Genomic DNA, 12,367 nt, shown 5'->3' with positions numbered 1-12,367 from the left:
TAAAGTATTTTAATACTTTTTTGAATCTGTCAATGCGTAAGTCCTATAATAATAAAAATTTTTGTTACTTATTAGATTTAAATAATTCTATGCGAAATAGTGGTTTACATTTAATCAGTTAAATATTGATAAATTTATTTACATTTTGAACGTGAAAAATAACATTAATGGGGCTAGTATTTGGGCCTTTCAAAAGATATGAACGCCTGCTTAAGGGCGAGGAGTACTTGGTTTAATATGATTTATGATCATCAAGTGAATATGAGTGAAGTTCATGCTCCTGTTCAAGCGAACGTCATAATTCGTTCCCAGTCGGGACAAAATTCTAAACGTCAGCCTCAGCGTAACAGCTCTGAATCAGCTCGTAATACAAGTTCTGAATCACGCAAGACTTTTAGTGCGATGAATGGCCAGCGTTTTAATATTGAAAAATTCACCAGTTATCTGCAAGGCATTACCCGTAGTACCAGTACACAGAAATGTGCGCGCAGTATTCGTATCGGTTTGCAATCTTCAGGTGCAAAAATTGTGAATCATCCTGTAGCTGCAGCTGACTGGGGCGGCACCTTACAGAAATTGGGCTACCGTAAAATCAACCTGTCATTTGACCGTCCGAAAAAGGGTGATATCTATATCATTGACCGGACTTCCAAGCATAAGTACGGGCATATTGCAGCATACTCAGGTTCTGCATGGGTATCGGATTTCAGACAGTCAGGTTATGCGGTTTATCGTAATTCTGACGTGAAATACACTTATTACCGCCTGGATTCTCACCTTTAAGCCAGAAGTTAAACGTAGCATTCGCGAAATGGTTCAATCTTCGAAGCGTTTCGCACGATTCCCGTAAATAGACAGGATAAACAGTCCAACCGCGCTGAAGCCAATGCATTGAATGCCTAAAGCTATCTTGTGCTGTTCAGGCAGATAACCAAACAGGGTGATCAGGGCAATCAGCGGAATGCAGAAAAACAGTCGTGTAAAACCTTCCCGATAGGGATTCTGCTCAGGCAGTTTCAAGGCGACTGTACGTAAGCCATGACTCAGCATCCCAATTGCCAGACTGATGCCGACAAATATTGTATTCAGTTCTGCAAAGGTAGAAGCGTAATAAATCACTGCACAGGTGGCGATACAGATGATCAGCCTGATCTGGCGTGTGCAGCGTTCGGAATACCAGTAATTAAGCATGAGGCGGTGGAGTGTCCGTGTTTTTATGCATTAAAGACAGTGGTGAAAACAGGCAGATGGCAATCGCCATAAAGCCAATGCCCTGCCCACCTGAAACCAGGATCTCGCCATCCTTCATATTCATAAAGACTAATGCCAATAATAGGGCAATTGGAATCCAGGTCAGTATGCGATAGAACAAGCCTGTCGGATTCTTTGCAGCAAAATGAATTTTGCAATAACGGCAGATCAGGAAAATAATTCCAGTACCGGCGAACATCAGAATCGCATCCAGCGGTAAAGGTTCTATCCAGTACAGTACTGCTGTCAGTACGGCAATCACGATAAAAATCAGTAATTTTTTAATGACAGAAATTTGCGGATTAAACCAGTATTCAAGCATGGCAACCGTGAAGATTCAAAAGAGTTGATCTGCACTTTAGCATATTTCAGATATAAAAAAGCGAGGCAGATGCCTCGCAATATGTTCAGGATGTCTTATACGTTTTTCTGTGGACCCCAGTCATAAATTTTTTTCTGGTAGGCATACCACATCATCCATAGGCCAATCAGAATCATTGGCAGGCTGAGGAATTGCCCCTTACTCATCCAGCCAATAAATAATTGACCATTGTCCGGTTCACGGAAAAATTCGACGATGAAACGTGCCAGACCGTAACCAATCAGGAACAGCGCAGAAACTGCCATACGTGGGCGAGGTTTAGAGCTGAACCACCACAGTACAATAAACAGAATCAGACCTTCACAAAGTGCCTGATACAGTTGTGATGGATGACGAACCAGTTGGAGTGGATCGGTTGGGAAAATCATGCCAAAAGCAAAGTTTGGGTCAGTCACCTGACGACCATACAGTTCCCCGCCGATGAAATTACCAATACGGCCAAACATCAGACCGGTCGGTACACACGGCGCGATAAAGTCCAGAGTCTGGAACCAGGTCATGTTGTATTTTTTACACCAGAGTAGCATCGCCAGGATTACACCGAGGAAACCGCCATGGAAGCTCATGCCACCTGTCCAGATCTGGAACAGCCACAATGGGTCTGCCAGAAACTGGGAAAAACCGTAGAAAAATACATAACCAACACGGCCACCGATAATCACCCCAAGCGCCCCGAAGAAGATTAAATCCGAGACCATATCTGATGTCCAGCCGCGTTGTTTAGCGCGATACGTCGCCAGTCCCCAGGCAAATAAAAATGCCATCAGGTACATCAGTCCATACCAGTGGACCTGCAATGGCCCGAGCGAAATCGCTACAGGATCAATATTGGGATAGTTGAGCATGCATCTTCCTTTGTCTTTCTGTTTTGTGCTGATTTTAGCCTAAACTTGGGAAAAATGTTGTACATTCAATGTGTAAAGATCTAGAGCATCAATTATGTGTATCGTTGCCTTGGCCTGGCGTGTACTGGATGACACGCCACTTTGTCTGATTTCAAACCGGGATGAGTTTTATCAGCGTCCGACAGCCGCCCTGCATGCCTGGCAAAATAGCCCAATTATTGCAGGTCAGGATCTGCAGTCTGGTGGTACCTGGATGGGTATAACTACTTCAGGACGATGGGCAGTGATTACCAATTTCAGGGATGGTAATGACAAGAATAACTACCCAACTTCACGTGGACATATCATTCAGCATTTTCTGGAATCTGAATTGACACCTATCCGGTTTGCTCAAGAACTAGAAAAACGTCAATGTGATTATGCTGGCTTTAACCTGTTTGTCGGCGATCGAGAGCAGGCGGTCTATATGAGCAACCGTGGTGAAGCACCGCAAGTGTTGGCGCACGGTGTATATGTGGTATCCAATGGCTTGCTGACTGAGCATTGGGAAAAAACCCGTCACTTACGTAAGCGTTTTACCCAGGAATTCCTGCCCATGATGCAGCATCCAGATATACCTGAGTCGGATCTTTATTATGCCGTCTGGGATATTCTGGAAGATGAACGCAAGATCATTCCGGAGTTGTTGCCGAAGACCGGGATTTCACATGAACTGGAACAGTTGTTGTCTTCAACCTTTATTCAAAGTCCAGTGTATGGCACGCGCTGTTCTAATTTCCTGCGAATGAAAACCGATGAATGGCAGTGGCTGGAAAAATCCCAGCAGGGTGAAACAGCAGGACAGATCGTTGAACAAGTTATTCCGATTATTAGCTAAATAACAATATTGGCGATGATGTTTATAAAGATATCAGTTTAAACAACATTCTTCTGAGTATATAGAGATATGCTAGGATAAAGCCTGTCTACTCCTCCTGACTTTATCTTCTTTATGGCACTGCTCCTACCACTTATCTCATTTCTGATTGGATTCTGGGGCATCCATTATTTAAAGCCGGTTCGTCCATTTATGGCCGCTTTACTGGCTCGTCTGCTGATCCCGTTAATTATAATTTACAACATGGTGTTCTATAAGCAGGGTAGCTTGTGGCTGATTGGCTTTAGTATCTTTAGCTCGCTGTTTCTGTTCGGCCTGTTCTATTTTTTCTCCAAAGATAAATTACGTGCACTATGTTTTAGTTATTTGAATGGTGTCTGGCTGGGATTTCCTTTTGCCTTGGCGTTATTTGGTCCTGATGCTTTAAATACCATTGTTGCCTTATATATCGGCGGTTCTTTATTTGGAAATGTCAGTGCAGTTGTAGCAGTGAGTGTTGAAAAGCAGACACCGCAATTCATTATTAAAAATATGCTGAAGTCTCCACCGGTGATTGCACTAACGGTTGCAGCAGTTTTATCGTTTTGGGATTTTAGTGCTTATGAATCGCATCCAGTGATTCAGTGGGGCTATGCCGTGAACAAGTTTCTGGTGACCTTTGCTGGCATGTGTATTCTAGGCATGTGGCTCCGTCATGTCCGGATTCAGCTGAGTGATTTGACCCGTAGTTTAATATTGATTAGTGGTCGCTTTATTCTGTCTTTAGGACTGGCAGCAGGTGCTTATTTCTTATTGCCAATTCAGCATCAAATACTAACTTATGCTGTTTTAATGATGTACTTCCTGCTTCCACCAGCAGCCAATATTGTGGCACTGGAAACCCATTATCAAGGCACAGGTTATTCAGCGAAATATATTGCTTCAGGAACGATTGCCAGTGCGATCTTGATCGGCGTATATGGAGTGGTGGTGCATGCGTTGGTGCCGGGTTTATAAAAATATCAGAAAAGTCCTTTTCCCCGAGAGAGAATAAGATGCATTTTAAATCCCTTACCCCAGCCCTCTCCCAACGGGAGAGGGAGCCATGAGAGATGAAACTTACTTTTCCAGACTCGCTTTAAATAGCTGCATTGCCTGACCACGGTGACTAATTCTATTTTTTTCTTCCTTGCTCATTTCCGCACTCGCAATACCCAGTTCAGGTAACCAGAACAGCGGATCATAGCCAAAGCCATTTTCACCACGGGCTGCTTCCAAGATCTCACCTTTCCAGATGCCCTGGAAGATTTGTGGTAATGGGTCTTCGGCATGTTGAACTAAGGCCAGTACACACACAAACATGCCTTCAATCGGTTCACCGTCGTTACGCAGTGGTTTCAGGTCAGCCAGTAATTTTTCATTGTTCGCTGCATCATCACCATGTTCACCCGCATAACGTGCAGAGTAAATCCCAGGTGCACCGCCCAGAACTGGTACACAAATCCCTGAATCATCAGCAATCGCAGGTTTGTCAGAAATACGTGAGGCATGACGCGCCTTGATAATGGCATTTTCAACAAAGCTCAAACCATCTTCAATTGCGTCTTCAATATGCAGCTTACCTTGAGGAATAACTTCAACTGGAAGTTTGAGTTCTGCAAACATCTTTTCAAATTCTGCAATCTTGCCTTTATTATTACTTGCCAGTACCAGTGTGCCTTGGGATAACCAGTCAGTTGCAGCCATGTTAAAACTCATTATTAGATAAAGAATGGGCACTATTTTAGCAATGGATGAAGAATTTGCGGCAATAAAAAAGCACCCGAAGGTGCTATTTATACCATTCAGCTTATTGTGCCTGAATCCATCTGTCAGCACGATCACGTGCCTGACGGATCTGTTCCTGGGTCAAGTTGGCTGCCAATGCAGTTTTCTTGCCTTCAGATAAAGTAATCACTTTATTGTCCAGCATGCCGTCACGGGTAGAGAGTTCATACCACTGGTAAGCACCCATATAGTTTTTCTTTTTCTCTTCCATCATCGCCAGGTTAAAGCTGGCACGATTATCACCACGGCTGGCTGCTTTTTCAAAGTACTGGCGAGCCAGCGTTTCATCTTTCTTGGTGCCAATACCATCTGCCAGCATACGGCCTACATTCAATTGAGCAACTGCCAGACCTTGATCGGCTGCTGCTTTATACCAGGCAAAAGCCTGACGTTCATCTTTCTGAATGTCTTTACCATACTGGTATTTGGTTGCTAAATAGAATTGTGCACCTGGCTGTCCTGCCTTCGCTGCCTTAATCAGGCTATTAATGTCCATGATAGAATATTGTGCGGCCTGACTTGCGACAGAAGGCGTTGGAGCAACATAGTCTGCTTGGGCCTGAAAGCTAAAAAGTCCAGCCAGTAGCGTCGTACTTAGTAATAATTTTTTCATAGAGCGCTCACTCGATAAATTGCGACTTCACCAAACAGATTAGGGAGGTGCTTGCTGAGCATGCTGCCTTGTTGATTCCCATTCACAGCGAGTCGGTTAATAATTTTGATGTTATTTTCCGCGCAAAGTGCTTCAAAGTCACGGAAAGTACATAAGTGGATGTTCGGTGTGTTATACCACATATAGGGTAAAGCTTCCGAAACAGGCATTTTCCCTTTTAGTGCCAGGAAAGAACGAGTCTTCCAGTGCGCAAAGTTCGGGAAAGTAATAATCGCCTGTTTACCCACTCGCACCATATCACGCAATAAAACGTCTGGTGCATCTACAGCTTGCAAAGCCTGTGCCATGACAACATAGTCAAAAGACTGGTCTGCAAAACGACTTAATCCCAGATTTAAGTCTTGCTGGATGATATTTAACCCACGACTGACTGCAATTGCAATCTTTTCCTGATCAATTTCTAATCCGTATGCACGAATATTGTGCTTTTTGCTCATATGAGCCAGTAATTCACCGTCACCACAGCCCAGGTCAAGGACGCGTGAACCCGGTTTAATCCAACGTTCTGCCAGTTGTTGATCAATACGCATTACACAGCCTCCTTCGGGGTTGATTTTAACAGTTCTTCACCACCCAGGAAGGCACGCAATGACTTCACATACAGTGGAATCGGGAACAGGAAGGAGTCATGGCCTTGCTCAGCATCAATATCCAGATAGCTGACAGGCTTATTATTGGTAATTAAGGCGTCTACGATTTCAACAGAACGTGAAGGTGAGAACCGCCAGTCAGTTGTGAAAGAGACCACCAGGAATTTACATTTGGTTTGGGCCATTGCCTTTACCAATGACTGTTGATATTCACGTGAAGGATCAAAGTAATCCAGTGCCTTGGTCATAATCAGGTAAGTATTGGCATCAAAGTTCCGGCTAAATTGTTCACCTTGATAGCGCAAATAGCTTTCGACCTGGAACTCCACATCGAAACCATACATAAATTTACCGGATTTTAAATCACGACCAAATTTCTGCTTCATGGCTTCTTCAGACAGGTAGGTGATATGACCGACCATACGTGCCAGAATCAGACCACGTTTTGGATAGCTATCATGTTCCAGATAACGGCCATTATGGAAATCCGGATCTGACAGAATTGACTGACGTGCGACTTCATTAAAGGCAATGTTCTGTGCAGATAATTTAGGTGCGCTGGCAATAATCACACATTTTTGCAGACGATCTGGATAATCCACCGACCATTGTAATGCCTGCATACCGCCTAATGAACCACCGATGACGGAATACCACACATCAATACCGAGACGGTCAGACAGCATGGCTTGGGTTTTTACCCAGTCACGTACAGTCACTAGAGGAAAATCAGGACCGTAAGGGCGGTTGTCATTTTCAGGGTTCGGAGAAGTTGGACCTGTTGAACCACTACAGCCACCAATATTATTCAGGGCAACCACAAAAAATTTATTGGTATCAATTGCCTTGTTTGGACCAATACAGGCATCCCACCAGCCTGGTTTTTTATCATCTTCATGATGATAGCCAGCAGCATGATGATGACCGGAAAGCGCATGGCAAATCAGAATGGCATTGGACTTATCGGCATTGAGTTCGCCATAAGTTTCAACCATCAGTTCAAAACGGGGGAGGATGCGACCGCATTCAAGCTCTAACGGCTGTTCGAATTGGAACTTTTGTGGGACAACAAGGCCCACTGAGTCAGCTGGAAAAGACACGGGAATGATTCGCCTTAAATCTTTAGTATGAATAAATAAAAGGATACCATTTGCAGGTATCCTTCTAAAGTCTTTTTAGTGCTATGAATTATCGCTAATTCTAATACCGTGTCTAGACGGCAGCAGCAATCACCTGTTCAGTGCTTAACACACCCTGGTCAATCAGGCGGTTGGTACATGCGATAATCGCTTCAATTGAAGAGGTCACAATGTTGTCGTGGACACCAGCACCAAAGGCGGATTTACCGGTACCTTTCACTTGAAGTTCAACCAATGCCAAGGCTTTGGCATGTGCACCAGAACTGATGCTACGTTCTTCATAGTTCAACACGTCAATTGGCAATTGTAATGCATCCAAAATCGCAGAGATTGGACCGTTACCTTCACCACGTAAGCGCTGAGTTTCACCATTGACTTCAACATCTAGCTCAATCACCTGGTTGCCATTTTCATCTGACAATTTATAGTTCTTGGCAGCGTAATGTGCATCTTTGGCATCAACATAGGTGTCTTTAAACAATGTCCAGATCGCTTGTGCTGAAATCTCAGTACCGTCTTCATCGGTTTTTTGCTGCACGATTTGCGAGAATTCGATCTGTAAACGACGTGGCAAGGTCACGTTGTAGTTCGATTCTAACAAGTAAGCGATACCACCTTTACCAGACTGTGAGTTCACGCGAATCACGGCGTCGTAGTCACGGCCCAAGTCTTTTGGGTCGATTGGCAAGTACGGCATATCCCAGATTTCTTGGTTTTTCTGGAATTCGAAACCTTTTTTGATTGCATCCTGGTGTGAACCAGAGAAGGCAGTGAAGACCAAGTCACCCGCATATGGATGACGTGGGTGTACAGGCAAACCGGTACATTCTTCAACAGTCGCAATGATTTCGTTGATGTTGGAGAAATCTAATTCTGGTGCAACACCCTGGGTATACATGTTCAAGGCAATTGCCGCTACGTCCACGTTACCGGTACGTTCACCATTACCGAATACACAACCTTCGACACGGTCAGCACCGGCCATAATTGCTAATTCAGACGCTGCGATCCCACAGCCACGGTCATTATGGCAGTGAACTGAAATGATCACGCCGTCACGACGCTCGATGTTACGGTGCATCCATTCCACCTGATCGGCATATACGTTTGGTGTAGAGACTTCGACAGTGGCTGGCAAGTTCAAGATCACTTTGTTTTCTGGAGATGCTTCCCAGATTTCAGTCACAGCGTCGCAGACATCTTTCGCGACTTCTAATTCGGTTGCAGAGAAACATTCAGGACTGTACTGGAAGACAAATTCAGTTTCAGGCTGTTTTGCTGCGTATTCTTTTACTTTTTGCGCTGCATTGATCGCTAACTGTTTTGCACCTTCAACGTCTACGTTCAACACTTTTTGACGGAAGGTTGGAGAGTTAGAGTTGTAGATATGCACGATTGCGCGTTTCGCACCTTGTAAAGATTCAAAAGTACGTGCAATCAAATGATCACGTGCCTGAACCAATACTTCGATGTAGACGTCATCCGGAATATGACCTTCTTCAATCAATTTACGAGTGAAGTCGAAATCAATTTGAGAGGCAGACGGGAAGCCGATTTCAATATGTTTGAAACCGATTTTTACCAACATCTGGAACATTTTGAACTTCTGCTCAATGTTCATTGGCTCAAAGATCGCCTGGTTACCATCACGCAGGTCAGTACTCATCCAGATTGGCGCTTTAGTGATTTCATTGTTCGGCCATTGACGGTCTGGTAAGTCCACACGTTGATACATGCGACGGTATTTTTTACTTGGATCAGCCAACATCATGAGAGAGCTCCTTAGGTAGCCTGGCAGACTCGCTTGGTGCAGCAGTTGCTCAGTCTACAGTATAGATTTTGTCTATATATTCGTTTACAGGCAGGTGTGGATAAATAAGATCAATCCTGTATTTTTTAAAGTCTTGATCATCAGGATCGACCAGACACCTGCATGGTGAACCTATAAGATTAATTTTAGTCCAGAAAAGGTGAAAAGTTTTTGCTTTTTCTATGGATTTTAGTCGTATCTTAAAAAAGATTTTCTTATAAAGTTGTTAATTGGAAAAATATTTCTCTAATCTATTTTAATCTTGTTGGATTTTCCTGTAATTAAGCGATAAAGCTAAAATATTTCTTTATATAATAGCTTTGTTAGAAGTTCTTAAGCAATGCGTACATGAAATCTTTCATATCGAAAAATAAAGGCTAGTTTGATGGATTTAGACTAGCCTTTAATATCATGAAGATTGCTCAGATCAGTATTTAAAATGCAGGCCTAAAACACCACTGATGCCTTCTGCTTCAGTGGCATAGTGGGAAGAATAGGCTTTGGTAAAATAACGTGTGTCGGACAGGTTATTCACATTTAGCTGTAGATCTACATTTGAATTGACCTGATAACGCGCCATGGCATCGTAACGGACATAACCTGGCACGAATTTGATATTGGTAGCATTGCCATACACCTTGTCCATTGCCACCGCACCGGCACCCAGTGTCAGCTGAGGCATGACCTGATAGGTTGTCCACAAGGTTGCACTGTTTTCTGCTACGTTCTGCACCTGATTACCATCATTAGTAGCAGTACCATCGTCAACAATTTCACTGTCCAGATAAGTGTAGCCTGCAGAAATTGCCCACTTGTCAGTGACATTTCCATTGATACCTAGCTCAATTCCATTAACACAAGTCTCTCCAATATTACGGGTAGTACCATCAGCATCGGTTGAACGGGTATTGGTTTTTTCAGTACGGAAAATGGCGGCGGTCAAATTGAGTTTGTCTTCCAGAATGTCCCATTTAGTCCCCAGTTCCATGGTACGGACTTTTTCCGGTTTTAAATTTTCAATAGCTACAGTAATACTTTCGGAACCATCACCGCCATCGATGCCAACCGGATTTGAGGAAGTGGCATAGCTGATATAAATACTGCCATTTTCTCTTGGCTTAAAGACCAGACTGGCCTGATAGTTAATAAAGTCATCTTCATTTTCAAGGGTGAGCTGATCACCTGGAACGGCTGTAATTGGCGTATTGTTAGCGCCTGTCACCGCATTATTGAATCGTCCATAGGTCAAGATTTGCTGGGTCTTATAGTCATCCCAGCGCACACCCAGATCCACAATCCATTGCGGATGCAGTTCGATGCTGTCCAGGAAGTAGATCGATTTGGATTTGGTCTCAATATGATAACTGTCTGCACCATCCGTACTAATCGTTCCCGTCCAGGGACTCCGGTCAGGGTTATCAACAGAAGTACACCAACCTAAGACAATATTGGCAGGAGTACCACAGGCTGCATAGGAACTGCCAGTCGCATTCAGACCGTTAATAATATATTGGGTACGCTCAGTATCCTGATCCGAATATTCTGCACCCAGATTAAAGCTATGCTGGATGATACCGGTGTTGAATTTACCGGTTAAAGCCAGCAAATCAGTAAAGGTATCGGTATCTGCGATACGTGAATTGGCCCGAGCCCAGACATTACCATTTAAAATGAAGTTTCCGCGTGAATCGTCAGGATTGGTCCATAGGTAGTCATTTTTAGAACGGTTAAATACCGCAGTATTGCTAAAGGTTAAATTGTCATTTAGATCATGTTCCAGCTTGAGGGTGCCAATCTGGTTTTCCTGTTTCTGGAAATCACGATCTTTCCAGCCATAATACTGCCCTTGTTTAACGTTGATCGGTTTACCATTGCCATTTAATGGCCGGTTATCAGGGTTATTTCCAGTAGGCGCCCCAAACGGATTGTTATAGGGAATGCCTGAGTCTGGAATATCATCAGTTTTTAGATAGTAATAACTCAAAGTACCACGCGTTGCATTGTCCAGACCAAAACTGAAGCTAGGTGCAATACCCGCACGTTTATATTCCGCACCGTCATGCTGTCCCGCTTTTTCATTCTGATGGCCCATGACAGCTATACGAGCTGCCATACCATTATCAAAGTCCTCGTTAGCGTCTAAAGTGATACGTGCATACATATCTGTGCCACCTGCAATGGAGCCTTCCAGCGCATCTCCCTGTTTCGCCACTTTTGAAATCAGGTTAATACTGCCGCCAGTAGTACCAGCGCCGCCCATGGCAGAGGCAGAACCTTTGGTAACTTCGACCTGCTCAACGGCAAACATTTCCCGGTTTTGTGAAGTCGAATTCCGTACACCATCCACATACATCGAACTTTCCGAGTTATAACCCCGAATAAAAGGTCGATCCCCATTTGGATTACCACCTTCTCCCGCGCCTAGGGTAATCCCCGGCACAGTACGCAAAGCATCTGCCAAGGTCGTAACCTGCGTATCTTCAATCAGTTGCTGAGGGATCACAACCACAGATTTCGGGGTATCCAGGAGAGGGGCAACAAATTTGCTATTTGCCGACTGATCGATTTTTAAACCTGGCACAGATTCCATTTGCACTTCCTGACGGATGGTTTCAAGCTGCACCACGTTTTCTTGGGCAATTGCATGTGCGGATGCAAGAGAAAGGGAAGAAATGATTGCTGAAGAAACGATTTTTTTACGAAATTTTATCTGGCTCATCATAGTTCTTTTTTATTTTTAAGTTTGGATTCGCAAATAATAATTATTATTGTTATCGTTGCTATCCTTTCTAAATTGATATTGGCGATGACTAAAATTTAATCAATTTTAAAAATAGATGAAAGGGTTAGAGGGTGGAGGGTTAACTCTATGTTTTTGCTATAAATTGATAAAATATGGGTCTAGTTTAGTTTTAATTGATAATAATTATCGAGATATAAAATATTAGGACTTACGCACTGTTATTTATAGACTCTCTGTGGTAGCAGATGATT

At 43.6% G+C, this 12,367-nt stretch carries 12 protein-coding genes; 3 read left to right on the top strand and 9 right to left on the bottom strand.

Going from position 1 to position 12,367, the window contains the following annotated elements:
* Nucleotides 1–237 precede the first annotated feature (237 nt).
* The gene (locus C8322_RS10020; protein WP_004813242.1) at nt 238–783 is read left to right on the top strand and encodes a hypothetical protein; all 546 of its coding nucleotides are present in this window, start codon (nt 238–240) and stop codon (nt 781–783) included.
* A 33-nt stretch (nt 784–816) separates the two neighbouring features.
* On the opposite strand, the gene C8322_RS10015 is transcribed toward C8322_RS10020, so the two are convergent.
* The 3 genes from C8322_RS10015 to lgt form a co-directional block, all read right to left on the bottom strand.
* Nucleotides 817–1,191: a hypothetical protein gene (locus C8322_RS10015; RefSeq protein WP_005220879.1), complete on the bottom strand. Its 375-nt coding sequence runs from the start codon at nt 1,189–1,191 to the stop codon at nt 817–819.
* Nucleotides 1,184–1,573, bottom strand: a complete 390-nt coding sequence (locus C8322_RS10010) for a hypothetical protein (RefSeq protein WP_005220888.1) — start codon at nt 1,571–1,573, stop codon at nt 1,184–1,186. The genes C8322_RS10015 and C8322_RS10010 overlap by 8 nt, the downstream gene beginning before the upstream one ends.
* 95 nt (nt 1,574–1,668) lie before the next feature.
* A complete protein-coding gene (lgt, locus tag C8322_RS10005) occupies nt 1,669–2,478 on the bottom strand; it encodes a prolipoprotein diacylglyceryl transferase (RefSeq protein WP_004813235.1) in 810 nt (269 codons plus the stop codon).
* A gap of 94 nt (nt 2,479–2,572) precedes the next feature.
* Here lgt and C8322_RS10000 point away from each other — a divergent pair, with 94 nt between their 5' ends.
* A complete protein-coding gene (locus C8322_RS10000; RefSeq protein ID WP_005220890.1) occupies nt 2,573–3,355 on the top strand; it encodes an NRDE family protein in 783 nt (260 codons plus the stop codon).
* Between the two features lie 114 nt (nt 3,356–3,469).
* Nucleotides 3,470–4,351: a hypothetical protein gene (locus C8322_RS09995; protein WP_005220892.1), complete on the top strand. Its 882-nt coding sequence runs from the start codon at nt 3,470–3,472 to the stop codon at nt 4,349–4,351.
* Nucleotides 4,352–4,453: 102 nt separating this feature from the next.
* Here the strand turns inward: C8322_RS09995 and rdgB are convergent, their stop codons facing one another.
* The 6 genes from rdgB to C8322_RS09965 form a co-directional block, all read right to left on the bottom strand.
* Nucleotides 4,454–5,080 (bottom strand): RdgB/HAM1 family non-canonical purine NTP pyrophosphatase, encoded by a 627-nt coding sequence (gene rdgB / locus C8322_RS09990; protein WP_005220894.1) that lies wholly within the window; start codon nt 5,078–5,080, stop codon nt 4,454–4,456.
* Nucleotides 5,081–5,183: 103 nt separating this feature from the next.
* Nucleotides 5,184–5,774, bottom strand: coding sequence for a tetratricopeptide repeat protein (locus tag C8322_RS09985; RefSeq protein WP_005220896.1), 591 nt, complete (start codon nt 5,772–5,774; stop codon nt 5,184–5,186).
* Complete coding sequence (gene metW / locus C8322_RS09980) at nt 5,771–6,364, bottom strand: methionine biosynthesis protein MetW (RefSeq protein ID WP_004890183.1); 594 nt, start codon at nt 6,362–6,364, stop codon at nt 5,771–5,773. The genes C8322_RS09985 and metW overlap by 4 nt, the downstream gene beginning before the upstream one ends.
* The gene (metX, locus tag C8322_RS09975; RefSeq protein WP_111810562.1) at nt 6,364–7,524 is read right to left on the bottom strand and encodes a homoserine O-succinyltransferase MetX; all 1,161 of its coding nucleotides are present in this window, start codon (nt 7,522–7,524) and stop codon (nt 6,364–6,366) included. The genes metW and metX overlap by 1 nt, the downstream gene beginning before the upstream one ends.
* A 112-nt stretch (nt 7,525–7,636) precedes the next feature.
* Nucleotides 7,637–9,334 (bottom strand): 2-isopropylmalate synthase, encoded by a 1,698-nt coding sequence (gene leuA, locus C8322_RS09970; RefSeq protein ID WP_034429501.1) that lies wholly within the window; start codon nt 9,332–9,334, stop codon nt 7,637–7,639.
* 466 nt (nt 9,335–9,800) lie between these two features.
* Nucleotides 9,801–12,092, bottom strand: coding sequence for a TonB-dependent receptor (locus C8322_RS09965; protein WP_111810560.1), 2,292 nt, complete (start codon nt 12,090–12,092; stop codon nt 9,801–9,803).
* Nucleotides 12,093–12,367 lie beyond the last annotated feature (275 nt).

The organism is Acinetobacter sp. SM1B (assembly GCF_003289665.1).
In the GTDB taxonomy this organism is placed as follows: Bacteria; Pseudomonadota; Gammaproteobacteria; order Pseudomonadales; family Moraxellaceae; genus Acinetobacter; species Acinetobacter schindleri.
Note: the sequence above shows the minus strand (reverse complement) of the source record. Positions and strands in the feature narration are given on the sequence as shown.

What these genes read in the sequence shown, in the direction of transcription:
- C8322_RS10020 (WP_004813242.1), top strand. Translation starts at nt 238, where the DNA reads ATGATTTATGATCATCAAGTGAATATGAGTGAAGTTCATGCTCCTGTT.
- C8322_RS10015 (WP_005220879.1), bottom strand. Translation starts at nt 1,191, where the DNA reads ATGCTTAATTACTGGTATTCCGAACGCTGCACACGCCAGATCAGGCTG.
- C8322_RS10010 (WP_005220888.1), bottom strand. Translation starts at nt 1,573, where the DNA reads ATGCTTGAATACTGGTTTAATCCGCAAATTTCTGTCATTAAAAAATTA.
- lgt (WP_004813235.1), bottom strand. Translation starts at nt 2,478, where the DNA reads ATGCTCAACTATCCCAATATTGATCCTGTAGCGATTTCGCTCGGGCCA.
- C8322_RS10000 (WP_005220890.1), top strand. Translation starts at nt 2,573, where the DNA reads ATGTGTATCGTTGCCTTGGCCTGGCGTGTACTGGATGACACGCCACTT.
- C8322_RS09995 (WP_005220892.1), top strand. Translation starts at nt 3,470, where the DNA reads ATGGCACTGCTCCTACCACTTATCTCATTTCTGATTGGATTCTGGGGC.
- rdgB (WP_005220894.1), bottom strand. Translation starts at nt 5,080, where the DNA reads ATGGCTGCAACTGACTGGTTATCCCAAGGCACACTGGTACTGGCAAGT.
- C8322_RS09985 (WP_005220896.1), bottom strand. Translation starts at nt 5,774, where the DNA reads ATGAAAAAATTATTACTAAGTACGACGCTACTGGCTGGACTTTTTAGC.
- metW (WP_004890183.1), bottom strand. Translation starts at nt 6,364, where the DNA reads ATGCGTATTGATCAACAACTGGCAGAACGTTGGATTAAACCGGGTTCA.
- leuA (WP_034429501.1), bottom strand. Translation starts at nt 9,334, where the DNA reads ATGATGTTGGCTGATCCAAGTAAAAAATACCGTCGCATGTATCAACGT.
- C8322_RS09965 (WP_111810560.1), bottom strand. Translation starts at nt 12,092, where the DNA reads ATGAGCCAGATAAAATTTCGTAAAAAAATCGTTTCTTCAGCAATCATT.